At 68.4% G+C, this 20,260-nt stretch carries 22 protein-coding genes, 1 tRNA gene and 1 pseudogene; 18 read left to right on the forward strand and 6 right to left on the reverse strand.

All coding sequences use genetic code 11. From position 1 onward, the window contains the following. Positions 1-99: 99 nt before the first annotated feature. From FHP25_RS05720 to FHP25_RS05745, 6 genes are all read left to right on the forward strand, one after another. Entirely contained in the window at positions 100-801 is a 702-nt protein-coding gene (locus FHP25_RS05720; protein ID WP_147845952.1) for a glycosyltransferase family 2 protein, read from the forward strand. A gap of 62 nt (positions 802-863) precedes the next feature. Next, positions 864-1,823: a formate dehydrogenase accessory protein FdhE gene (gene fdhE / locus FHP25_RS05725; protein ID WP_147845953.1), complete on the forward strand. Its 960-nt coding sequence runs from the start codon at positions 864-866 to the stop codon at positions 1,821-1,823. Between the two features lie 104 nt (positions 1,824-1,927). Continuing rightward, positions 1,928-3,316 carry an L-seryl-tRNA(Sec) selenium transferase gene (gene selA, locus FHP25_RS05730; RefSeq protein WP_147845954.1) on the forward strand — a complete coding sequence of 463 codons (1,389 nt, stop codon included), beginning with the start codon at positions 1,928-1,930 and terminating at the stop codon, positions 3,314-3,316. A 34-nt stretch (positions 3,317-3,350) separates the two neighbouring features. Continuing rightward, entirely contained in the window at positions 3,351-4,130 is a 780-nt protein-coding gene (locus FHP25_RS05735) for a tetratricopeptide repeat protein (RefSeq protein WP_147845955.1), read from the forward strand. 169 nt (positions 4,131-4,299) lie between these two features. Beyond that, the gene (gene selB, locus FHP25_RS05740; RefSeq protein WP_147845956.1) at positions 4,300-6,246 is read left to right on the forward strand and encodes a selenocysteine-specific translation elongation factor; all 1,947 of its coding nucleotides are present in this window, start codon (positions 4,300-4,302) and stop codon (positions 6,244-6,246) included. Between the two features lie 48 nt (positions 6,247-6,294). Beyond that, positions 6,295-6,390, forward strand: a tRNA-Sec gene (locus FHP25_RS05745). 35 nt (positions 6,391-6,425) lie between these two features. On the opposite strand, the gene FHP25_RS05750 is transcribed toward FHP25_RS05745, so the two are convergent. After that, complete coding sequence (locus FHP25_RS05750) at positions 6,426-7,265, reverse strand: hypothetical protein (RefSeq protein WP_147845957.1); 840 nt, start codon at positions 7,263-7,265, stop codon at positions 6,426-6,428. 139 nt (positions 7,266-7,404) lie between these two features. Beyond that, positions 7,405-7,626 carry a hypothetical protein gene (locus tag FHP25_RS05755; protein WP_147845958.1) on the reverse strand — a complete coding sequence of 74 codons (222 nt, stop codon included), beginning with the start codon at positions 7,624-7,626 and terminating at the stop codon, positions 7,405-7,407. Between FHP25_RS05755 and msrB the strand changes: the two genes are divergently transcribed. Continuing rightward, entirely contained in the window at positions 7,625-8,074 is a 450-nt protein-coding gene (msrB, locus tag FHP25_RS05760) for a peptide-methionine (R)-S-oxide reductase MsrB (RefSeq protein ID WP_147845959.1), read from the forward strand. The genes FHP25_RS05755 and msrB overlap by 2 nt on opposite strands. A gap of 12 nt (positions 8,075-8,086) precedes the next feature. Here the strand turns inward: msrB and gcvA are convergent. After that, a pseudogene (gene gcvA, locus FHP25_RS42570) lies at positions 8,087-8,979 on the reverse strand (transcriptional regulator GcvA). A 126-nt stretch (positions 8,980-9,105) separates the two neighbouring features. Between gcvA and FHP25_RS05770 the strand changes: the two are divergent. From FHP25_RS05770 to FHP25_RS05780, 3 genes are read left to right on the forward strand one after another with little or no spacing between them, the layout of a single operon-like run. Continuing rightward, on the forward strand, positions 9,106-10,863 hold the full coding sequence (locus tag FHP25_RS05770; RefSeq protein ID WP_147845960.1) for an acyl-CoA dehydrogenase family protein: 1,758 nt from the start codon (positions 9,106-9,108) through the stop codon (positions 10,861-10,863). 32 nt (positions 10,864-10,895) lie between these two features. Beyond that, positions 10,896-11,336 carry a tripartite tricarboxylate transporter substrate-binding protein gene (locus FHP25_RS05775; RefSeq protein ID WP_147845961.1) on the forward strand — a complete coding sequence of 147 codons (441 nt, stop codon included), beginning with the start codon at positions 10,896-10,898 and terminating at the stop codon, positions 11,334-11,336. Continuing rightward, complete coding sequence (locus FHP25_RS05780) at positions 11,323-11,631, forward strand: tripartite tricarboxylate transporter substrate-binding protein (protein WP_147845962.1); 309 nt, start codon at positions 11,323-11,325, stop codon at positions 11,629-11,631. Before FHP25_RS05775 ends, FHP25_RS05780 begins: the two co-directional genes overlap by 14 nt. A gap of 107 nt (positions 11,632-11,738) precedes the next feature. Here FHP25_RS05780 and FHP25_RS05785 read toward each other — a convergent pair whose 3' ends face one another. Continuing rightward, positions 11,739-12,167, reverse strand: a complete 429-nt coding sequence (locus FHP25_RS05785) for a globin family protein (protein WP_147845963.1) — start codon at positions 12,165-12,167, stop codon at positions 11,739-11,741. 162 nt (positions 12,168-12,329) lie between these two features. Here FHP25_RS05785 and FHP25_RS05790 point away from each other — a divergent pair, with 162 nt between their 5' ends. The 8 genes from FHP25_RS05790 (at position 12,330) to FHP25_RS05825 (ending at position 19,265) form a co-directional block, all read left to right on the forward strand. Further along, entirely contained in the window at positions 12,330-13,304 is a 975-nt protein-coding gene (locus FHP25_RS05790; protein ID WP_147845964.1) for a Bug family tripartite tricarboxylate transporter substrate binding protein, read from the forward strand. 64 nt (positions 13,305-13,368) lie between these two features. Continuing rightward, positions 13,369-14,604, forward strand: a complete 1,236-nt coding sequence (locus FHP25_RS05795; RefSeq protein WP_147845965.1) for an acyl-CoA dehydrogenase family protein — start codon at positions 13,369-13,371, stop codon at positions 14,602-14,604. 39 nt (positions 14,605-14,643) lie between these two features. Next, complete coding sequence (locus FHP25_RS05800; RefSeq protein ID WP_218578209.1) at positions 14,644-15,222, forward strand: hypothetical protein; 579 nt, start codon at positions 14,644-14,646, stop codon at positions 15,220-15,222. Positions 15,223-15,631: 409 nt separating this feature from the next. Next, positions 15,632-15,901: a hypothetical protein gene (locus FHP25_RS05805; RefSeq protein WP_147845967.1), complete on the forward strand. Its 270-nt coding sequence runs from the start codon at positions 15,632-15,634 to the stop codon at positions 15,899-15,901. 98 nt (positions 15,902-15,999) lie between these two features. Then, complete coding sequence (locus FHP25_RS05810; RefSeq protein ID WP_147845968.1) at positions 16,000-16,761, forward strand: hypothetical protein; 762 nt, start codon at positions 16,000-16,002, stop codon at positions 16,759-16,761. A 25-nt stretch (positions 16,762-16,786) separates the two neighbouring features. Next, positions 16,787-17,248, forward strand: a complete 462-nt coding sequence (locus FHP25_RS05815) for a hypothetical protein (protein ID WP_147845969.1) — start codon at positions 16,787-16,789, stop codon at positions 17,246-17,248. Position 17,249: 1 nt separating this feature from the next. Then, on the forward strand, positions 17,250-17,618 hold the full coding sequence (locus FHP25_RS05820) for a hypothetical protein (protein ID WP_147845970.1): 369 nt from the start codon (positions 17,250-17,252) through the stop codon (positions 17,616-17,618). 99 nt (positions 17,619-17,717) lie between these two features. Next, positions 17,718-19,265: an acid phosphatase gene (locus FHP25_RS05825; RefSeq protein ID WP_147845971.1), complete on the forward strand. Its 1,548-nt coding sequence runs from the start codon at positions 17,718-17,720 to the stop codon at positions 19,263-19,265. 127 nt (positions 19,266-19,392) lie between these two features. On the opposite strand, the gene FHP25_RS05830 is transcribed toward FHP25_RS05825, so the two are convergent. Then, complete coding sequence (locus FHP25_RS05830; RefSeq protein ID WP_178133326.1) at positions 19,393-19,839, reverse strand: glycine cleavage system protein H; 447 nt, start codon at positions 19,837-19,839, stop codon at positions 19,393-19,395. Positions 19,840-19,851: 12 nt separating this feature from the next. Further along, the gene (locus FHP25_RS05835; RefSeq protein WP_147845973.1) at positions 19,852-20,229 is read right to left on the reverse strand and encodes a DsrE family protein; all 378 of its coding nucleotides are present in this window, start codon (positions 20,227-20,229) and stop codon (positions 19,852-19,854) included. Positions 20,230-20,260 lie beyond the last annotated feature (31 nt).

Consider the following 20,260-nt stretch of genomic DNA (forward strand, 5'->3'; position numbering starts at 1 on the left):
GATCGGTGGTTGCGGCCAACGCGCCCGAGGGCCGAGGTGTCGATTGTCGGGGGACGCTGTGCTAGTAGGCGCGATCACGATCGACCGCACGGGCGTGGCATGACGACATTCTCCGGCCTGATGATCGCCACGCCGTGCTACGGCGGCGTCGTCACCAATGCCTATCTCCAATCCATGCTGCGCACATCGGCGCTGCTGCTGGGCAAGGGCATGCCGCACGAGGTCGTCACCGTGCCGGACGAGAGCCTCGTGACGCGGGCGCGCAACGCGCTGGTCGCGACGTTCATGGTATCGCCGCATTCGCACCTGCTATTCATCGACGCCGACATCGAGTGGTCGCCGGACGCCGTGCTGCGCCTGCTTGCCGCCGACAAGGACATGATCTGTGGTGCCTATCCGAAGAAGAAGATGCCCCCGACCTACGCTCTCAACCTCAAGCACGACGCCGATGGCCGTGTCCGGCAGTGCCCGACCACGGGCGCGGTCGAGATCCTGGATGCGGCATCGGGCTTCCTGATGATCCGCCGACCGGTGCTCGAGCGCATGATGGCGGCCTATCCACAGACCCGCTACACACCGGACGAAGCCCTGGCACCGCAGGCGCCGTATTGCTATGCCCTGTTCGACTGCGTTCTCGAAACCATCGATGGTGCCCGCCGTTACTTGTCGGAAGACTATGGCTTCTGCCATCGCTGGCGCGCCATCGGCGGTGAGATCTGGCTCGATCCCGAGGTCAAGCTGAACCACCATGGGACAATGTCCTACCGGGGTGACGCACGCACATTATTCAAACCGGCCTGAGCCGGGGTGCTGCCGCCGGCAGCGCTGCCTATCGTCAGACATGTCCTGCAAACGGTGTCGCCATGGCCCTCAAAGGTAAGATTGTTCCCGAGCCGGTCGACATCGGCCAGATCGCCGTGCCGCCCTTCGCGCAGCTGCCCGATGCCGCCACGCTGTTCGAGTCCCGCGCCGAGCGTCTGGCCGCGCTCGCACCCGGTCACGCTCTGGAACCCTATTTGCGCTTCCTCACCGCGATCGCGCGGGCGCAGCACGGCGCGGTCGGGCAGCTGCCGGCGGGAACACTGCCCGGCAAGGACCATATCGCCTTCTGTCACGCCCGTGAGCTCCCGGTGCTGGACCGGCTGGCCTGGAAGCGCGATGCCTCGTTCGTGGCCGGCGCGCGCGCCATCGCGACGGAGCTGACAGGGACCGCCATGCCGGAACCGGCGGCGCAGGCATTGGCTGCCTTTGCCGGCCGCGACGATGCCTCGCTCGAGGCGCTGGCCGATCGCGTGCTGCGCGAGGAGCATCAGGACGGGGAAGTGGCCGAGGTGCTGTTTGCGGGGGCGGCGCTGGAGCTGCATTTCGCATGCATGGCGGCGCTGCTGGATCCCGCCGATCTGGCGCCGGTCGAGCCCCGCAGCCTCTGTCCGGTCTGCGGGTCGCTGGCGATCGCGTCGGTGGTCGAAGCCGCGCATGGCCGGCAGGGGGCGCGCTTCCTGTGCTGCTCGCTGTGCCAGACGCGCTGGAACTATACCCGCATCCAGTGCGCCCATTGCGTCTCGACCAAGGGCATCGCCTACCAGAACATCGAGGGCGGCTCGAAGGCCGTGCGCGCCGAGACCTGCAACGAATGCCGCACCTATACCAAGATCCTCTATCTCGAGGAGGATGCCGACATCGATCCGGTCGCCGATGACCTCGCCAGCCTGCCGCTCGATATCCTGGTATCGGAGGCCGGCTGGGCTCGCGCCTGCCCCAGCTTTTACCTGATGCCCGATGGGGATGACGGCGACCTGCCGCCGCTGTCGTCTGCGGGCTGAGCGGCGAAGCTGCCGGATATGCGCCGGATGGTCTTCGCGTAGATGAAGCGGGCGGGGCGCTGGTATAAGAGGTGGAAGCCCATCGTCTCGCGTGCGAGCCTTCCGTGACCGCTGACCTTTCCCGCCTCCCTGCCGTCGACCGTGTGCTCAAGGGCGCGACCGCGCAAGCTCTGGTCGAGCGCTATGGCCGCACCCTTGCCGTCGAGGCGGTGCGCACCGCGCTTGCCGACCTGCGCACCGCAAAAGCCGTGGCCGACGAGGACGGCGTCGCCACCCTGGCGGCCGACAAGCTCGCGGCCCGGATGGCGCCCTCGCAGCGGCCGATGTTCAATCTCACCGGCACCGTTCTGCACACCAATCTCGGCCGCGCCCTGCTGGCCGAGGCGGCGATTGCGGCCATGGCCGAGGTGCTCGGCCGGCCATCGAACCTGGAGTTCGACGTCGCCGACGGCCGCCGCGGCGAGCGCGACGATCATGTGCGGACGTGGCTGCGGCAGCTGACCGGGGCCGAGGACGCCACGGTCGTCAACAACAACGCCGCCGCCGTCGTGCTGCTGCTCAACAGCCTGGCGCTGGGCAAGGCGGTGCCGGTATCGCGTGGCGAGCTGATCGAGATCGGTGGCGCCTTCCGCGTGCCCGACATCATGGCCCGCGCCGGGTGCCGGCTGGTCGAGGTCGGCACCACCAACCGCACGCATCTGCGCGACTTCGAGGCAGCCATCGGCCCGGAGACGGCGATGCTGATGAAGGTGCATCCCTCGAACTATGCCGTGGTCGGCTTCACCCACAGCGTGCCCGAGGCCGAGCTGGCGGCGCTGGCCCATAAGCATGGTCTGCCATTTGCCAATGACCTGGGCAGCGGCCAGCTGGTCGACCTGGAACGCTGGGGCCTGCCGCATGAGCCGACCCCGCGCGAAGCGCTCCAGGCCGGCGCCGACCTCGTGACCTTCAGCGGCGACAAGCTTCTGGGCGGTCCGCAATGCGGCATCGTCGTGGGCCGCAAGGACCTGATCCAGAAACTCAACAAGAACCCGCTGAAGCGCGCGCTACGCCTGGACAAGGGCCGTCTGGCGGCGCTGGAGGCGACCCTGCGGCTCTACGCCGATCCCGACCGGCTGGCCGAGCGCCTGCCGACCTTGCGCCTGCTGACGCGTCCGGCCGCCGAGATCGATGCCGTCGCGCACCGCCTGCTGCCGGCAATGACCCGGGCGCTGACCGGCCAGGCCGAGGTGGCGGTCGAGGCCTGCCGCAGCCAGATCGGCAGCGGTGCCCTGCCGGTCGACCTGCTGCCCAGCCACTGCCTGTCGATCAAGGCCACGGGCACGAGGAGCGGCGCTGCCGTCGAGCGCCTGGCCGCCGCTTTCCGTGCCTTGCCGATGCCTGTGGTCGGGCGCATCGAGGACGGATGCCTGAAGCTCGACCTGCGTTGCCTGGAAGACGAAGCGGCTTTCATCGCCCAGCTGGCGCATCTGAAGATGCCGGGTGGCGCATGAGCGACGTTGCCCGCAGCCGCAACGGGTTGCCGCCATGAGCCTGCTCAGCCGCCTCTTGCGCCGGCCGGCCGCCGAGCCGGTCGATGCGGCGCTTGAGCGCGCGCGGCTGGCGTTTGACGCAGGTGACGTCGAGGCTGCGTTCACGATCTGGCATGCGCTGGCGCACCAGGGGGTGGCCCGCGCCCAGAGCAATCTGGGCGGCCTGTTCGCGACCGGCAACGGTGTGCCGCGCGACGATGACGAAGCCGTGCGCTGGTTCCGCCATGCCGCCGAGGCCGGCGATGCCCTGGCGCAGCGCAACCTGGCGCTGATGTACTACGAAGGCCGCGGCACCGACGGCGACCTGTCGCAGGCGGCGCGCTGGTACGGGCGTGCCGCCGAGGCCGGCGATCCCGAGGCGCAGAACATGCTGAGCTGGATGGCGTGCGAGGGCGTCGGCATGGAGCGCGACTGGCTGCTGGCCCGGCGCTGGGCCGAGCCGGCGGCGGCGCAGGGCGTGGCCTCGGCGATGTGCCGGCTGGGTCAGATCCATCACAACGCCTGGGGCGTGGCGCGCGATGCGGCCGCGGCTGCGCGCTGGTTCGAGACAGCAGCACGCCTGGGCGATGCCGAAGCGCAGGCCATGCTCGGCGCCGCCTATCACCTGGGGCTGGGCGTCGCGGCAGACCAGATGATGGCCTGGCGCTGGCTTACGCGCGCACAGCGCCAGGGCAGCGAGACTGCCGCCGGCTTCCTGGTCCGCGTGCGGCAGGTTGTGTCGCCGGACGAGGTCGCCGAAGCCGAGCGTCGCATCGCGGCGGGAGATGGGGCATGAGAGGTATCGTCCCAGAGTGCGTCGTAGCCCCTCTCCCGCCAGCGGGAGAGGGAGGGGTCCGTCGCGCGCCAGCGCGATGGGAGGGTGAGGGATGCACACGAGATGTCGTGCGTGAAGCCCTCACCCGAAGAGCGCTGGCGCGCTCTTCGATCGCCAGCGGGAGAGGTCCATGATCGTCGGCACCGCGGGCCATATCGACCATGGCAAGACGACGCTGGTGCGGGCGCTGACCGGTGTCGACACCGATCGGCTGCCCGAGGAGAAGGCGCGCGGCATCACCATCGATCTCGGCTTCGCCTATCTGCCGCTGGCGCACGGCCGCACGCTGGGCTTTGTCGACGTGCCGGGCCACGAGCGCTTCATCCACAACATGCTGGCCGGCGTCGGCGGCATCGATGTCGCGCTGCTGGTGGTGGCGGCCGACGACGGGCCGATGCCGCAGACGCGCGAGCACCTGGCGATCCTCGACCTGCTGGGTGTGGCGCGTGGCATCGTTGCCATCACCAAGGCCGATCTTGCCGACGCCGACCGGCTGGCCGAGCTGGAAGGCGAGATACGCGCCATGCTGGCCGGCACCACGCTGGCCGATGCCGATATCATGCCAGTGTCGGCGCAATCCGGACTCGGTGTCGCCGACCTGAAGGCGCGGCTGGAGCTGGAGGCCGAGGCCACCGCCGACCGCGCCGTCGATGGCTGGTTCCGGCTGCCGATCGACCGCTGCTTCACCGTGGCCGGTGCCGGCACGGTGGTGACCGGCACGGTGTTCGCGGGCGAGGCGCGCCAGGACGAGCCGCTGGCGCTGCTGTCATCCGGCGCCGCGGCGCGCGTGCGCGGCATCCACGCGCAGAACACGCCGGCCAAGACCGGTCGCGCCGGCCAGCGCTGCGCGCTCAACGTCGCCGGCCCACAGATCGCCAAGGATGCGATCCACCGCGGCGACTGGCTGGTGTCGCCTGAGCTGCGCCGGCCGACCGACCGGCTGGACGTGCATCTGCGCCTGCTCGCCGACGAGCAGCGTCCGATGCGGCACTGGACGCCGGTGCACCTGCATCTGGGCGCCGCCCATGTGATGGGCCGTGTCGTCCTGCTCGATGCCGAGACCCTGGCCCCCGGCGCCGCGGCGCTGGCCCAGCTCGTGCTCGATCGGCCGGTCGGCGCACTGCATGGCGATCGCCTGATCCTGCGCGACCAGTCGGCCCGGCGCACCATGGCCGGCGGCATGGTGCTCGACCCCTGGCCGCCGACGCGCTTCCGCCGACGGCCCGAGCGCCTGGCGCTGCTGTCGGCGCTGCGGCAGACCGACCCCGTCGCGGCGCTCGCCGCGCTGGCGGCGCTACCGCCTTATATCATCGACCTTGTGGCTTTCGGACAGGCGCGCAACCTGCGGCCCGCGTCGCGCGATGCCGCCGTGGCCGCCGCCAGCCTGGACGCGTTGCCGATGGCCGATGGATCGGGCGGCAGCATCGCGCTGTCCCCGGCTCAGCTGGCGGCGATCACCGCGGCGGTGACGCAGACCCTGGGCGCGCATCACGAAAAGCAGCCCAACAGCCCCGGCCTGGAGCCCGAGAAGCTGCGTGTGGCCCTGCCGATGAAGATCGCGGCGCCATCCTTCGGCGCCATCGCCGCCGCCTTGCTGGCGGCCAGGGCGCTGGAGGCCGACGGGCCGTGGCTGCGCCTGCCGGGCCATGCGGTGCGCCTCTCGCCGGAGGACGAGAAGCTGTGGGGCTGGATCCGGCCGGTGATGGAGCAGAGTCCATTCGGCCCGCCGCGGGTGCGCGATTTCGCCGATCGCTACGACGTGGCCGAGGCCAAGGTCCGGGACCTGCTGCGGCGGCTGAGCAAGATGGGCCTGGTCTGGCAAGTGGCGCACGACCACTTCTTCCTGCGTGGGCCGGTGGTCGAGATGGCCCGGATCGCCGCCGACCTCGCGACCAAGGCCGCCGACGGCAGGTTCAAGGCCGCCGAGTTCCGCGATCGCATCGGCGGCGGCCGCAAGGTGGCGATCCATATCCTGGAATTCTTCGACCGCGGCGGCGTCACCACCTTGCGCGATCAGGTTCGCGTGGTGAACAAGGACCGATACGAGCGATTCGTCAAAGGCGCCGGACCATCGTAGTGTCCGCCTCGCCTCTTGGGCGAGCGGCGTGCACGGCGCCGCGAATGGGGAAGGGAAACGCTCCCGGTGGGGCGGCTGGACTTCAAATCCAGTAAGGGTCGTTGGACGGTCCTTCGTGGGTTCGACTCCCACTCTCTTCCGCCAATCCTACTTCGTCGGGTGCTCGGCAATATCCGCCGTCAGTCCTTGAAGCTGTCGTAAAGCATCCAGCGGAAGAACATCACGCGATGCTCCGGCGACAATACGACGGCCCTTCTGAAGACGGCGACCGTGAGGTCGCATGCCCGGGGATGTGGAAGCGTCTCGATCTTGTCGAGGTCATCCAGGTCCTGAGCGGTGAAAGGGGTGCCCGCGCCTGTGTACATCTCTATCCAGACAGCCTCCATGGCGCTCTCGGTGGGCACTGGATTGCGCGCGTCGCCTGTCTTGTAGGCGGACACGGCAGCCACAATCATCCTATTCACTTCAGGCCGGAGGTGGGACAGCATCCGGGTCACACCGGCGCTGCGCCCCAGCGAGAACTCACCACAAGCCGGTTTTGACGTTGCCGCAAGCTTTTCCAGCAGCGCCAGGTACGCACGCCCCCATTCGGTAACGGAAGCGGGGCTGCCATGCGGCGCCCTTTGACCGATGTACTTTCGGTATATCGCCCGGCCCACTTCGTCGCTGGCGTCGCTCAGCGCCTTGCGGTTTCCTGTGTATTTCCGGCTCAGCGCGATCGCTTCGCGCCTGAACTCCGGCTCGATGCGCTGATCGACCTCGAACAGCAATCTCAGGTCGAGACCGGACACTTCCATGCTCTTCTGGATCATGCTCCAGGCGTAGTCGTCCGATACACGGATGAGGATGAACTGGCCGACATATCCAGAGAGGAAAATCACCGCGCCGACCAAAAGACCCGCTGCCGTCGACAGGAGCCCCGCAGCAAAGGCTCCGATCTTGTCTCGCGTTAGCCTCCAAACCAAGCTCCCAACAAGCACCGCTGCGGCAGCAATGGCTACGCGGATCAACTGCTCCATGGCACCCCCCCCTGAGACCGGAATGGTAGCTGATTCTGTTGCACAGAGACATATACTGATAGTTGTGTATAAGAAATAATAACTATTAAAACGGGAGTTTGCCGTGGAAATCACCGATTCACGTGTCTGATTCTGAAGCTCATATGCCAATCCGATCAGAGGAGAGGAGAGACTGAATGATCGCCAGTCTGATCTGTTGTTGAGTTTCGGCCCACAATTCTGCTTCGGAGCTGATGTCTCGTTGGCGGTCGAGCTCGGAGGTGCCGGCATCGTCGCTGCCGTCGGCTCCAGCCGCGGCCGCGCTGCCCGATTGCCCGCGACCACCCGGTATCCCATATTGGGGGAAACGGAGGTCCATCATGACCGAGTATCGCAAGACTGCCGAAGCCGTCGCGGCGTTGACGCCGGAGCAGTACTACATCACCCAGCAGAGCGGCACGGAGCGGCCGGGCACGGGCGAGCTCCTCCACAACAAGGAGCCCGGCATCTATGTCGACATCGTCTCGGGCGAGCCGCTGTTCGCCTCGACCGACAAGTACGAGTCGGGCTGCGGCTGGCCGAGCTTCACCAGGCCGATCGAGTCCGCCAACGTGAGCGAGCTGCGCGACACCTCGCACGGCATGATCCGCATCGAGGTGCGCTCGGCGCACGGCGACAGCCATCTGGGTCACGTTTTCCCCGACGGCCCGCGCGATCGCGGCGGCCTACGCTACTGCATCAACTCGGCCTCGCTGCGCTTCATCCATCGTGACGACATGGAAGCACAGGGCTACGGCGCCTATCTCGACCAGGTCAAGGCGCCGGCCTGAGACGCATGGCGTTCAGGGCCGGCTGCCGACCTCCGATTCGGCGCGGAGGAAGGCGCAGAGGGCCGCCAGCCGCGGGTCGGCGGCCCGCGCGCTGGGATAGATCAGGTTGAACGTCCACCGGCTGCGATAGATGAATGACATCGGCCGGGCCAGCCTGCCGGCCGCCAGGTCGTCGGCCACGAGGCAGCCGACACCCATTGCTACGCCGACGCCTTCGATCGCCGCCTGATAGGCCAGCCCCAGCGATTCGAACCGGGGCCCGTGGCTGCCGTCGATCTGCCCCTCGACACCCGCCTCCCGCAGCCAGCGCGGCCAGTCGTGCGGGCGTGTCGCGGAATGGATGAGGACGTGGCCGCGCAGATCCAGCGGATGGCGTAGCTTGCGGCGCAGCTTCGGGGCGCAGACCGGAAAGACGTCGATCGGCGCGAGCGCGATCGAATCGTGCCCGGCAGCCGGCCATCGCCGATGCGCACGACGGCGTCGTATCCGCCGTCGACGGCGTCGACCGCCGCCAGCGACGTGGCAAGCTGCAGGTCGATGCCGGGATGCAGGTCGTGGAACTTCCGCCAGCGCGGCATCAGCCAACGCATCGCGAATGTCGGATAGGCGCAGATCGACAGCGGTCCCGGGTGATTGCGGCCGCGCACCCTGTCGGCGGCCAGCGCCAGACGGTCGAACGCATCAGCGACCTCGCTGGCGAAGGTGCGGCTCCGCTCGGTGAGTTCGACGCTGCGGCCGCTGCGCCGGAACAGCTGGACAGCCAGCGCCTGCTCCAGGGCCTGGATCTGGCGGCTGATCGCACCGGGCGTGACGGCGAGCTCTTCTGCCGCGCGGGAAAAATGCCGGCGCCGCGCGGCGGCATCGAACGCACGCAGCGCAGTGAGGGAGGGTAGGCGGCGGGCCATGGTGATTATCTATTGAGTTCAGATCAACGATTTATTGTCAATTAGTCGTTTGTCGCGGCCGGTCGCGGCGCCTGGCTTCGCGCCACCGAAATCGAAATCTTCCGCTTTCAGGCGAGAGAAAACCTCATGAATGCCGTCACACAGATCCAACCTGGCGCCGTCCCGATCGGATCCGATCTGATCGCGCCAGATTGCCATGGACTCAACTTCTGGCAGATCGACCGGTCGATCCGCGATCTGCTGGGGCTCTACCTCGACCCGGCGGCACGGGCTCACTTCGAGCCGCATTTCGACCGGCTGGGGGCGCTGGCGGGCACCGTGCTGGACGACTGCGCCATGCAGTCCGACAAGCGCTCGCCGATCCTCCATCAACGCGACCGTTTCGGCCGCGACGAGGACTGGGTCGAATATCACCCGGCCTATCGGGAGATGGAGCGGATCGCGTATGGCGTGTTCGGCATGCACGCCATGTCGCGGCGCGCCGGCGTGCTCGAGTGGCCGGACATCGCGCCGCCCGTGGTGAAGTACACCTTCAACTACCTGTTCGCGCAGTCCGAGTTCGGCCTGCTGTGCCCGGTGTCGGCCACGGACACCTGCGTCGTGCTGATCCAGAACTATGCCGACGCGGCGATCAAGCAGCGCTTCCTGCCGGGGATGCTGACGCAGGACATGGATGCGCTGCTGCGCGGCGCGCAGTTCATGACGGAAAAGGCCGGTGGCTCCGACGTCTCGCAGAGCGCGCTCACGGCGCGGCGCGCCGGCGACCATTGGGAGCTGTGGGGCGACAAGTGGTTCTGCTCCTGCGTCGATTCGGAGGTCGTCCTGCTGCTCGCGAGGTGTGAAGGTGCGCCGGCGGGCAATGCCGGCCTGTCGCTGTTCCTCATGCCGCGGCACCTTGAGGATGGCCGCCGCAACCGCTATCGCATCGCGCGCCTGAAGGACAAGCTCGGCTCGCGCTCGATGGCCTCGGGCGAGACCATCATGGAAGGAGCGGTCGCCTACCTGCTGGGCGAGCCCGGGCGCGGCCTGAAGCAGATGATGGACCAGGTCAACCTGTGCCGGCTGTCGCACGGCTTCCGTGCCGCCGGCATGATGCGCCGCTGCCTCAACGAGGCGTTGCAGGTGGCGCGCCATCGCCGCACATTCGGCCGGCGGGTCATCGAGCATCCGCTGGCGCGCCGCCAGCTGCTGAAGCTGATGCTGCCCACCGAGCAGGCGCTGTCGGTCGGCCTGGCCGCGGCCGCCGCGCTCGCCGCCAACGACGAGGCGCAGCTGCGGATCCTGACGCCGCTGGTGAAGTACCGCGCCTGCCGCGACAATGTCGCGGTCGCGACCGGCGCCATGGAGATGCGCGGCGGCAACGGCTACATCGAGGACTGGCGCAATGCCAAGCTGGTGCGCGACGCTCATCTTGGCGTGCTCTGGGAAGGCACCAGCAGCGTCAACGCGCTCGATATCGTGCGCCGCGCGGTGGGCAAGGAGCAGGCCCATGTCGCGCTGGCCGCCGGCCTGCACGGCCACCTGAAGGACGCGCCGCTCCCCGGTCAGTTCCGAGGCGAGCTGATGCAGCTGGTCGATCGCGCGATCGCGTTCGCCGAGGCCGTCGCACGCCAGCCGCAGGCCGAGGCGTCGAGCCGCAAGGCGGCGACCGGCCTCTACCACGTCGCGAGCGCGGCCTTGATGGCAAGCGAAGGAGCGCGGCTGGGCGCGGAAGGCGGCGATGCACGACGACTGCTGATGGCGCGCCTGGTCATCGACCATCGCCTGGGCCGCTCCGATCCCTTCAGCCTGCCCGACGATCGCTGGGAGAACGCCGTCTGCGACCGCCTGTTCGACGATGCGCCCGTGTCGCTGCAGGACGCGCAGGCCCTGCTTGCCGCCTAGTCGCTTGTGACTGTCCAAGAGAAGAGACTGAAATGACGATCGCCATACGCCGGCGCGCCCTTGGTGCCGGAGCCGCCGCTGCCCTGCTTGGCTTGCCCGCGATGGGCCGGGCGGCATCGGACAAGCCGATCCGCTGGGTCGTTCCCTATCCTGCCGGCGGCATCACCGATGCCGTCACGCGGCTGGTGGGCACCAAGCTGGGGCCTGCTCTGGGCCAGACCATCGTGGTCGACAACAAGCCGGGAGCCAACTCGATCATCGGCGCCGAGACCGTTTCGCGGGCGGCGCCGGACGGGCTGACCTTGCTGACGGTCATCGCCGGGCACGCCGCCAATGCCACGCTCTATGCCGGCAAGCTGCCGTTCGATCCCATCCGCAGCTTCACGCCGGTGTCGCTGATGGGCATCGCGCCCCTGGTGCTGACCGCCAACAAGGGCCGGCAAGATCAAGGCCCTGGCGATGCTGTCGCGTGAACGCCTGCCGGCCGCGGCCGAGGTGCCGACGATCACCGAAGACGGCGGTCCGGCGCTCGAATCCGCCACCTGGATGATGGTGCTGGCGCCGGCCGGCGTGCCCGCAGAGATCACGAACCGCCTGTCACGCAAGATCGCGGACATCGTGTTGGCGGGCGAGGTCAAGGACCGGCTGATCGAATGGGCGATCATCCCGAGCGGGTGGTCGCCGGACCGCACCGGCCGCTTCCTGGCCGACGAGATCGCGCGCTGGGCCGGCGTGATCAAGGCTGCCGGCGTGAAGCCGGAGTTGTGAGATAGATTGAGGCATCAGCGGGCCGTCGTCACTGGCGGCCGCCACCTGCAGCGGCGGTCGCGCCGGGTCAGCCGCAGCCCTGCGGGACACCGCAGTTCGGCTTGCGCTCAGTCGCCTGTTGCAGTCGATGTCTCGGACGCGGCCTGCTTCATCGTGTCCGCCAGCAGGCCGTAGCAGGCGGCCCATGCCGTCCGGACCTCCTCGGTGAATGCCGGCCCGAGGCCTTTTTCCAGGGTCCAGAGCAGCGCGCCGGCGACGGTGTCGTAGTGCCGCTCCGTCACGCCATAGCCGGCGTGACGACGGCCCAGCGCCTGCACTGCCGGCAGGAGGGCCTCGAGCCGGTCGAGGCCGTTCACGGCAATCGCGATCATGGCCATCAGCTTCGTGCCCTGTTCCTTGATGCTGCCCTTGAAAAGCGATCGCAAGGACGGATCCATCTCGAACAGCCGGCTGTAGAAAAGATCGGCAGCCGTCTCCTTGATCGGCACGACCCGCGCAAAGCTCGTCTGCACCAGCGCCTTCTGCATGGGGGTCATGGAGGCCTCCTCTCGTTCCGTTGGCCGTGTCGGGTTGGGCGCACGGTAAGGCCAGCACGTTTCGCGCCAACTGCGCCGGGACGTCTTGTGGTTTCATGTGTTGCGTGGGTGAGGATCCCGGCCGACTCGCAAGCGCGGTCATTTTGATTAAGCTGCGATGCCATGACGCCACATCGCCCGGCGCTCGCGCGCCGCTCCTTCCTCGCGCTCTGCGCGCTCGCCGCCACGCCGGCGGCGGCGCAGACCTGGCCGGCCAGGGCCGTCCACATCATCGTGCCGTTCGCGCCGGGTGGCTCGGGCGACATCACGGCGCGGCTGGTGGGCAGGTTCATCGAGGACAAGACGGGCCAGCCGGTCGTCGTCGAGAACAAGCCCGGCGCCAACGGCATTGTCGGCGTGCTGGCCGTGAAAGCCGCCGCGCCCGACGGCTACACGCTGATGCTGGCCACGACCTCGACCAACGCCGCCAACATCCACATGTACCGGAACCCCGGCTACGACCCGGAAACGGACTTCCAGGTCGTGGGCGTGATCGGCTCGAGCGGCGCCTTCCTGGTGGTGCCGGCCGGCAGCCGGCATGCGTCCCTGGCCGACCTGATCGCCTACGCCAAAGCCAATCCCGGCAAGCTCAACTTCGGCTATTTCAACGCCAGCTCCCAGGTGCCTTCGGAGGTGCTGGCCAAGCAGGCCGGCGTCGAGTGGCAGGGCGTTGCCTACAAGGCGATCGGCAATGCCTGGACCGACCTCTACGCCGGCAACATCGATTTCATGTTCGTCGACCTGACGGCGTCGCGCGGCCAGGTCGTCGCCGGCAAGGCCCGGGCGCTGGCGATCTCGCTGCCACAGCGCAGCCCGCTCTATCGTGACGTGCCGGCGCTGTCGGAGACGTTCCCCGGCTTCAGCACCACGGGCTTCCTGGCCGTCGCGGTGCCGCGCGCCGTGCCCGACGACATCAAGCAGCGCCTCAATGCGCTGATCAACGAGGCGATCTTCGCGCCCGAGATCCACAAGCGGCTGGTCGAGGAGTTCGCCTTGACACCGCGGCGCCTGGATCTCGCGCAGTGCGCCGAGGTCGACCGCGCCGAACGCGTCAAATGGGCCGAGTACGTGCGGATCGCGCGCATCCAGCCGCAATAGGTGGACCGCCGCCGGTCCCGGCCATAGTCTCTCGCCGACCCGACCGGGCTGACAGGAGAACGCCATGACGATCGATTTCGAGATTCCGGCCGAAGCGAAGGCCATGCGCGAGCGCGTGCGGCAATGGGTTCAGGACGAGTGCATCCCGGCCGAGAAGCGCCTCCTGGACGGCGAGGACTATTCCAAGGTTCTGGCCGAGCTGCGCCAGAAGGCGCGGGCGCAGGGCCTGTGGTGTCCTTTCATTCCGAAGGAATATGGCGGCATGGGGCTGGGGCCGCTGGCCAACGCCCTGGTGCAGATGGAGCTGGGCCAGAGCCACCTGGGCGCGCTGTCGATGAACACGCAGGGCCCTGATGATGCCACCATGCTGACCCTGCTGGAGCACGGCACGCCGCTGCAGAAGGAGAAGTTCCTCAAGCCGCTGCTCAACGGCGAGAAGCGCATCTGCTACTCGATGACCGAGAAGGCGGCCGGCGCCGATGCCACCGGCATGCAGACGCGCGCCGACAAGGTCGGCAACGAGAAATACCTGCTGAACGGCGAGAAGTGGTTCTCCTCGGCGGCCACGGCCGCCGACATCGCGCTGGTGATGGCCAAGACCGATCCCGACGCGCCGCGCCACCGCCAGTTCTCGACCTTCCTGGTCGAGCTGCCGAACCCCGGCTATCGCATCAAGCGCAACATCCCGACCATGGCCATCGAAGGGCCGCTCACGCACATCATGGGCGGCGGCCACGCCGAGATCGAGATCAAGGACCTGGAGGTGCCGGCCGAGAATCTGCTGGGCGGCGAGGGCAATGGCTTCAGCATGGGCCAGCATCGCCTGGCCTATGGCCGGCTGCGGCACGGCATGCACAACGTCGCGATGGCCCAGCGCGCGCTCGACATGGCGACCAAGCACGTCACGAACCGCAGCACGTTCGGCAAGAAGCTCGACGAGCGCCAGGCGGTGCAGTTCATGCTCGCCGAATGCGCCAGCCAGCTCTACATCGCGCGCCTGATGCTGCTGCACATCGCCTACAAGGCCGAGCGCAAGATGGACATCCGCCAGGAGAACGGCATCGCCAAGGTGTTCCTGGCCAACATGGTGCACAAGGTCGTCGACACCGCCATCCAGCTGCACGGCGCGCTGGGCTACTCGCAGGATACGCCGCTGGCCGGCTGGTACACCCGCATCCGCTCGCAGCGCCTGGTCGACGGCCCGGACGAGGTCCACAGATGGACGACCGGCCGCAACGTGATCAAGGCGTTCAAGGCGACGGGCACCACGGCCGGCGCCTGCGGCGGCGACCTGCTGTAGGTCCGATCCTTCCTCCGATTGACGATGGGAGCCAATGACATGAGCACTGCAGATCCGAACCGCGTCATTCTCACCGGCGAGAACCCTTTCATCCGGCTGAGCGCCAAGGATGGCGATGCCAACACCACCGACGCCAGCTTCTGGCGCATCCTTTTCTGCCCCGCCGGGCCGGGCCACGTCCTCTATCTCAAGAGCGAGCTGACCGAGAACCGCTGGCGCATCTACACCGACAACATCGCGATGGCGCGCTGGCTGCAGAAGACGGTGCAGGGCATGCTCAATCCCGAGCTGCTGGACGTGTCCATCCCCGCCGTCGATGCCACGTTCAGCAAGACGGGTGACCCGCGCTATTTCTGGACCGAGCGGGTGGCGGCACGGGACGAGGACATCAACCTCACCTGGCATGATATCGGCGATCCGCTGCTGATCCACACGCAGCCCAATGCCACGCCCGGTCGTCCGTACGGCGTGTGCACGGTCCTCGTGCCGGCGCTGGCGGCGCGCCTGTCGCGCAACGGGGTCGATGCCAAGGGGCTTCCCTGGCCGCGGGAGCGCGAGGGCCGGCCGTTCAGCACCTGCGCGCTCGCCTTCTCGGAAAGCTGGACGGAAGCGCGATAGCAGCCGCATCTCTTCTGCCGGTCCATCGCCGCGGGCGATGGGCCGGCTTGCGATACGGCATCGGGCTCACGCTGTTGACCGCGTTGATGCTCGTGCTCTGAGACCCTGCCTGGTGATGGCGATGGCGGCGGTGCCGTGCGCCTTGCCCCTGTCAGGCGCACGCCTGTATCATCGCCGGGTGTGAAAAACGTATTTGATGGCTATTGCTCTGACGCGGACCTGATTGTTGGCAATTCGTTATGCAAGATAAGGTATTCCTTCGCTCCTGCCGCGCTCTGGAGCGGGCGATCGTTCATGGTCCTTCTGTCATCGCAAGCGCGGCAGTGCCGGGCTTCGCTGTCGCCTGCGACAGCCCGGCCGATGCTGGGGCCGGACGGCGCCAGGGCGGCGGCCTGCCGAAGCGCAGGCCATGAGCTTTCTGCGGCACGGCCTGTACTGGACCGACCATCTGCGGTGGTACCAGCGCGTCTGCCTGGTGTTGTGGTGGCTGGGCGTGTTCCTGTTCATGGCATGCCTCGCCATCGCCGTGGCGCTGCTCTACATGACCCGGCTCGAACGGTCCGGCATCCAGAGCGCCCTGGCCGTTGCGTTGATCGGCATCGCGCTGCTGATCGCCGCGCGCGCCCTGCTGGCCTTCGCCACCCGCCGCGCCCGTCGGCGCAGCAAGAACGTGTATTGAGCGACGAGGGGCGGCCGGCGGAATCGGCGCGAGGCGCGTTGATCGCGCTGTGATCTGAGCGCATGGTGGTGCAACGAATGACAGTGTGGATGTACAGGATGATCGCGAAATCAGGGGTGGCGTTGGTGGCCGGGCTGGCCGTGATGATCGGGACTGGCCCGTCGTGGAGCCAGGCGCCAAAGGCGCCGGCCGCGCCTGCGGCTACGCCGGCGCCCGGCGCGCCCAGCGCCGCGGCACCGCCGCAGACGCCGGCCGCCACCACCAAGGCGCCGTATGAGGTCAAGGGCTTCCGCTCGGCCAATTTCGGCATGACCGAAGCCGAGGTGCGGGCGGCGATCCAGAAGGATTTCGGGGTCAAGCCCGACGATATCCGCCAGACGGCCAACGCCATCGAGCGCACCGCGGCGCTGATGGTGTCGGTGCCGTCGCTCGATCCTGGCCCCGGCCCGGCCGCGGTGGTCTACATCCTGGGCTACCAGAGCAAGAAGCTGATCCAGGTCAACGTGGTCTGGGCGCGCGAGGCCAAGGCAGACAAGACCGACAAGACCGACAAGACCGACAGCGCCCCGTACATCGTGGCCGGCGTCCAGCTGGTGAACTACTTCAATGAATTCGGCTGGCGCGATGGACGGGTCAATCTTGGCATCCCCCTGGGCCCCAGCACGCTGCTGCTGTTCGCGGCGGAAGACCAGAAGACCGGCGCCGTCCAGGTCGTCGCCGACGGCGTGGCCGTCGAGCGCAAGGCCGAGGGTCGCATCGAGGCGGCGCCGCAAGCCGCCGGCGAGGCCAGCCTGCGGGTCAGCTACATCGCCAATCGCGCCACGCCGGACATCTTCCGTCTCGAGCGCGGAAAGTTCTGACGCCCTGCGGGATTGATCATCTGCCATGCCCGCGTTCATCCAGGATCTCGAGCGGCAGGCGCAATCGGCGGCGCGGCTGGAAGCCGACTTCCGCATCCAGGCGCGCGATCGGCTGGCGCAGCTCGAGGCGGCGCGGGTCGGCGCCTACCGTCGCCTCAACCTGCTGAAGGGCCTGGCTGCCGCCATCACCGCCATCGAGGACGATGCCGCCGCCGTCGCAGCCGGTGTCGATCATGCCTGCGCCCGGACCGGCTGGTCCGAGGCCGATGCCGCCTATGCCGAGGTGCGCGGGCGCCTCGTGCCGGTGGCCGCCGCGGTGCGGGCCGCCGACCGGCCGCCGGCGGCGACCCAATCCCCGCCGTCGCCACAGGCGCCGGTGCTGGCCTTCGCATCCTTCGAAGCCTGGTACCGGGCGCGCTTCGATGCCGATTTCCTGTCGCTGATGACCAGTGACGCGCCGGCCTTCCAGTCGGTGGTGGATTTCTGACATGTCGGCGGCGTTCGATGCCTGGCTGCAGGAAACCTTCGCGGCGACCCGCGGCTTCACGGCGCTGCTGCTGCTGGTGCGCACCGATGCGCGCACGATCTGGCCCCTGGGCTCGTCCTACGCCAATGTCATCGGCAATGAACTGACCTGGCCCGAGTTCCGCGCGCTGCTCGATCGGTCGGACCTGGCCTGGAACGCGGTCGCGGTCTTCGCCGCCGCCGGCGAGACGGGTGGCCCGCTGAGCGACGCCCAGGCGCGGGCGCGCCTGAAGCAGGTGCAGGATCGGGTCATCGCCGATCATGCCGCGGTCAACGAGGGCGCCTTCTTCGACCGCCAGGGCCGGAAGCTGAGGCTTGATCCCGTGCATTGAGGATTGTGTCCCTCGGCCGCTGATACGCTTGCCGTCAGGTCATTGTCATATCATTGGAACATCGCGGGTTCATCACTGCGGGTGCTGGGGAGGGCGATGATGACACGTCGTTCGACATGGAGGGCCGTGCCGGCGGCTGCCCTCGGCGCGGCCTGGATCGCGAGCTGGCCGGGGCTGGGGCACGCGGCCGACACCCCGAACCTCGACCTGATCCAGACCGTGGTCGTGATCTACGCCGAGAACCGCAGCTTCGATAATCTCTACGGCCATTTCCCCGGCGCCAACGGCCTGCAGAACCTGGCGCCCGATGCCACGCGCCAGGTCGATCGCGACGGCACGCCGCTGGCCCAGCTGCCGCCGATCTGGAACGGGCTGACCGCCAAGGGCGTCAACCCGCCGGTGACGCAGGCGCAGACCGAGCATCTGCCCAATGCGCCGTTCGCGATCGATGACCCCAAGGGCTTCAACCGGTCGCTTTCGGTGGCGACGATCGACCTGTGGCACCGCTTCTACCAGAACCAGATGCAGATCAACGGCGGTCGCAACGACCGCTTCGTTGCCTATGGCAATACCGGCGCCCTCGTCATGGGCCACTACGACGGCTCGACCCTGCCGATGTGGGACGTCGCCCGCCGCTACGTGCTGGCCGACAACTTCTTCATGGGGGCCTTCGGCGGCTCGTTCCTGAATCATATCGCGCTGGTCTGCGCCTGCACGCCGTACTACCCGAACGCCGACCAGACCCCGGCCAAGGCGCAGATCAGCGCCGTCGAGCCCGACGGGGTGACGCTGACGGCCGCACCCGAATCGCCCAGATCCGCGATGGAGGGCATCCCGAAATTCCTGCACGACAGCGGCCTGACGCCGGATTTCTATGCCGTCAACACCATGCAGCCGCCGTATCAGCCCAGCGGCAATGCACCACCCAAGGACGGCGATCCGCGCCTGGCCGATCCGGATGCGCCCAACACCCTGCCGCCGCAGACCGCCGCGACGATCGGCGATCTGCTCAGCGACAAGGGCATCAGCTGGGCCTGGTATGCCGGCGCCTGGCAGGCGACGCTCGACGGCCGCAACTCCATGCCGACGCCGAACTTCCAGTACCACCATCAGCCGTTCAACTACTTCGCGCGCCTGGCGCCGGGCACCGCCGAGCGCGCCGAGCATCTGAGGGATGGCGGCCTGGTGGGCCGCGCGTTCATCAAGGCGATCGACTCGGGAAGCCTGCCGCAGGTCGCGTTCTACAAGCCGCAGGGCAACCTCAACGAGCACCCGGGCTACGCCGACATCGTGTCGGGCGACCAGCACCTTGCCGACATCATCGGGCATCTGGAGCGCAGCCCGCAATGGGCCCACATGCTGGTGGTTGTCACCTACGACGAGAACGGCGGCTTCTGGGACCACGCCGCGCCGCCCAAGGCCGATCGCTGGGGGCCGGGCACGCGGGTGCCGGCGCTGATCATCTCGCCGTTCGCGCGCAAGGGCACCGTCGACCATACGCTCTACGACACGACCTCGATCCTGCGCTTCATCACGCGGCGGTTCGACCTGCCCGTGCTGGCCGGCCTGAAGGCGCGTGACGACGCCATGGCGGCCGCCGGCAGCGGCCGTCTCGGCGACCTCACGGCGGCGCTGGACCTGCCCTGAGCCACCCCGCCTTCTTCGGACCGCGCGCGTCCACGCGCGCATCGGTGCGTCAGCGCGAAAATCCGTTCTTGGCTGTGCTTCAGGCGGCTGCGCGCGTGGACGCGCGCGGTCCGAAGGACTCCGGAGCTCACCTCTGCCCGCAGCCGTCGAACTTCTCGCGCGCCATCAGGTCGAGGAAGCCGGGCACGGCTTCGGCTGCGGTCAACAGCGCCGCGCGCGCCGCTGCCGGGTCGTCGGGCAGCAGCTGGACGAACCAGCCCTTGCCGTACATGTCCTCTTCCAGCCAGCGCGGGTTCTCCATCAGGTCCTCGTTGCTGGCCAGGATCTCGCCCGCGAACGCCACCTTGGCGGCCGACACCAGCTTGCCCGACTCGATCACGGCGCAGGCCTGGCCTGCGGTCACATGCCGGCCGGCGCGCTTGGGCGTCGCAGCGGCGATCGAGCCGGCCATGCCCACCGCCACCATGGTGCCGCCCACCAGGTAGGCGCCGTTGGCCAGCGGCCGATACCACAGCATGTTCTCGACGTCGTACAGCAGCTCGTCCGGCAGCTCGCAGCCTTTCACCGTGGCCATCGCCATTCCTTGTCAGTACGTCAGCACGCGCGTGTCGTCGTCCATGGCGCGCTCCACCATATAGGCAGAACCGACCAGGCCGGCGCATTCAGGAATCAGGTCGTCGGCAGCGATCGCGTGCAGGTCCAGGTTGGTGGCGCAGGCGAGGAAGCGTGCGCCGTGCCCATGCGCCTCGCGGATGAAGTCGTAGACCGTGCGGCCGGAACCGGGCTTGATCTCGATCGCCGCCGCGCGGCCCCGGCACATCAGCGGGCCGGCGGCGCCGGTGCAGATGACCTCGACCTCATAGTCCATCGCGGCCGCCACCGCCGCCTGGTAAAGCGGCGCGCCCAGCTCCGCGGGGTTGCGCGGATCGCTGTTGATCAGAATGATGGTGAGCCGCCGGGGCATGCGCCACCATCGCGCCGCGACCGGCGGACGG

Origin of the sequence: Vineibacter terrae (assembly GCF_008039615.1) — a bacterium.
Taxonomy (GTDB): Bacteria; Pseudomonadota; Alphaproteobacteria; order Reyranellales; family Reyranellaceae; genus Vineibacter; species Vineibacter terrae.